Here is a 2912-nt window from a genome sequence, read left to right as displayed (position 1 = left end):
ATGGGCTATGACGTACCGATGGACCGGAACGCCGCTTCGGCAGAGAAGGACAATACCCTCCACCTCCCCTCCAACATCATCCCGGTGCCCCCGGCCTCCAAGACCGTTCCCCTGCTCGGCACGATCGCCTGTGGTGTTCCAATTCTGGCCGAGGAAAATCTGGATGGCGAAGTCTCTCTCCCTGACTTTATTCATGCCGATTTTGCCCTGCGCTGCAAGGGCGACAGCATGGTGGACGCCCGCATTCTGGACGGGGATATCGTATATATCCGCAAACAGCCCGACGTAGAAAACGGCGAGATTGCTGCCGTGCTGATTGACGACGAGGCCACCTTGAAGCGGGTGTATAAGTACCCTGGTCAGATTGTACTCCAACCCGCAAATTCCAAATACGCACCAATGATCTACACCGGCGAATCAATCAACGAAATGCGAATTTTAGGAAAAGCGGTATTTTTCCTGTCTACAGTACAATAGCCAAACTGCCGCCCCTCCCATGGGGCGTGGATAGATAGCGGAAACCGAAACTTGGTAATTCAAAGGAAAGGCGGAACAATCGTGTCACTTTTTGGTTTTAAAGAAAAGAAAGAAATCGAGCGACTGCGGGCACAGATGTCTCCCGAACAGCTGGAAATGGCCGATTTACAGGGAGCAATCGATAAAGCCCGGACCGAATTAGATGCACTCACCCAGCAAGCGGAACAGCAACAGCGCCGTTTGGACGAACTGCAATCGCAAATTATCGAAACCGATGAAGCTGTTTCTCTCCAATCTTTCGGAGTTTACATGCCCCGTTACGACCTCATGCGCGCTGATGAATACCGCGCTCGATTGCTGGAAATCCGTGCAAAGCAAAAAGAACTGATTAAAGGGAAAGCAGCTACTACCGGCCTGACCAACTGGACTGTAAACAACAATGCAGCCCAGGGGCGGAAGATGGTTGCTGACATGCAAAAATTACTATTGCGGGCCTTTAACGCTGAGTGTGACGACATCATTGAGCATGTGCGGTACAGCAATCTGGATGCCAGTGAGAAACGCATTACCGTTTCCCGAGATGCTATTTCCAAACTGGGTACGATTATGGGCATTTCCATCACTCCCGCCTATTACCGGCTCAAGATTGAAGAGTTGTATCTGGCCTTTGAATACCAGCAAAAAAAGCAGCAGGAGAAGGAGGAACAGAAGGAGGCCCGCGCCCGCTTGCGGGAGGAAGCGAAGCTTGCCAAGGAGATCGAGGAAGAGCGCAAAAAGCTGGAAAAGGAGCAGCGGCACTACCAAAATGCACTGCGCAAAATTGAAGCCCAGCTGACCGGTGCCTCGGAGGCTGAGAAAGCCGATATCGAGCAAAAGCGCGAAGAGTTGGTGCGGCAGTTGGAGAAGATCGATCAGGCTTTTAAGGATGTGGACTATCGGGAAGCCAACCAGCGCGCAGGCTATGTGTACATCATCTCCAATGTGGGCGCTTTCGGCGAGAACGTATATAAAATCGGCATGACACGCCGGTTGGACCCCATGGATCGCGTGGATGAACTAGGCGATGCATCCGTCCCATTCAATTTTGACGTGCATGCCATGATTTTTTCCGACGATGCCCCTAAACTCGAGGCGGCCCTGCACAAAGCTTTCGCCGACCGCAAGCTGAATTTCATCAATCAGCGCCGGGAATTCTTCCGGGTAACACTGGACGAAATCAAAGATGTAGTCCGTGCCAATTTCGATAAAACCGTGGAGTTCGTAGACTTTCCCCCGGCCGAGCAGTATCGCCAGAGTTTAGCAATCGCTATGGAATCTTCCCAGCCTCAAAAATAAAAAAAATCCCCCACCGGTTGGCGCCGGTGGGGGACCATGAACAGGCTTACTCACAAGGGTGAATAATCCGTCCGGACAACGAGATTATACCACCTCCCGAGTAGGCTTGTCAAAGTGCACCTACAGGGAGGTATTTTTATGTCAATTCGCACCAACACAGCTGTCTGGGTCGAGAGCCGCCAGCGCTGGCAGATCAATGTACAGAAGGACGGCGTGCGTAAAACCTTCGTGAGCGCAAAGCCCGGCCGTACCGGCCAGCGGGAGGCCAATCGAAAAGCTGATGAGTGGCTGGAGCACTCGGTTATCAGCACATCCACCAAGGTGGACGTGCTCTATCCTCAGTTTTTGGCGTCCAAGCGGGCCACCACCAGTCTCAGCAACTGCCGCCCAATGGATGGCCGCTGGCGGAACAAGATTCAGCCGTTGATCGGCCAGAAGTCCATCGGCCGGCTGACTGATGGAGATCTTCAGCAGGTACTTGACAGAGCCCTCGCCGGTGGATATTCCCGAAAGAGCCTTCAAAACCTGCGGGCCGACCTGTGCGCGTTTCTGAAATGGGCCCGCCGGAACCGTTATACCACCCTGACCGGCGAGGACCTTGAAATCTCCAAAGCTGCTCAGAGGGGCCAGAAACGCATTTTGCAGCCGAAGGATGTCCTGATACTCTTTAACGTAGACACCACCATCCTGCGCAAAAATAAGGCCGTGGAAGATTACATCAACGCATACCGGCTGGAGGTGCTTACAGGCCTGCGCCCTGGGGAGATCAACGGGCTGGAATGGGCCGACTGGCACGACGACCGGCTGGAGCTGCGCCGGGCCATCAACTGCTACGGCGAAACCACCACCGGGAAGAACGATAATGCCCGCCGGGTGGTCTACCTCTCTTCCCTGGCCCGCCAGGTGCTGGAAGATCAATATCGCATCACCGGCCCGAAGGGGTCTGTGTTCTGCATCAGCAACCTCCAGCACTACCACAGCCGCTGGAAGCGATATTGTAAGGTCAATGGGCTGCCGGATATCGCGCCCTATGAAATCAGGCACACGTTTGTGAGCATCAGCGACGCCCTGCCGGAAGCCCAGATGAAAAAGCTGGTTGG

At 54.0% G+C, this 2912-nt stretch carries 3 protein-coding genes; all 3 read left to right on the top strand.

The window, feature by feature from the left end; all coding sequences use genetic code 11:
* A partial coding sequence (locus B5F28_RS14265; protein ID WP_087296489.1) for a LexA family protein occupies positions 1 to 477 on the top strand: 477 nt, incomplete at its 5' end.
* An 81-nt stretch (positions 478 to 558) separates the two neighbouring features.
* Positions 559 to 1812 carry an SNIPE associated domain-containing protein gene (locus B5F28_RS14260; RefSeq protein ID WP_087296488.1) on the top strand — a complete coding sequence of 418 codons (1254 nt, stop codon included), beginning with the start codon at positions 559 to 561 and terminating at the stop codon, positions 1810 to 1812.
* A 138-nt stretch (positions 1813 to 1950) separates the two neighbouring features.
* The coding region (locus B5F28_RS14255) for a tyrosine-type recombinase/integrase (protein WP_143424772.1) at positions 1951 to 2912 on the top strand (962 nt) is incomplete at its 3' end.

The organism is Gemmiger sp. An194 (assembly GCF_002160145.1).
GTDB lineage: Bacteria > Bacillota > Clostridia > Oscillospirales > Ruminococcaceae > Allofournierella.
Note: the sequence above shows the minus strand (reverse complement) of the source record. Positions and strands in the feature narration are given on the sequence as shown.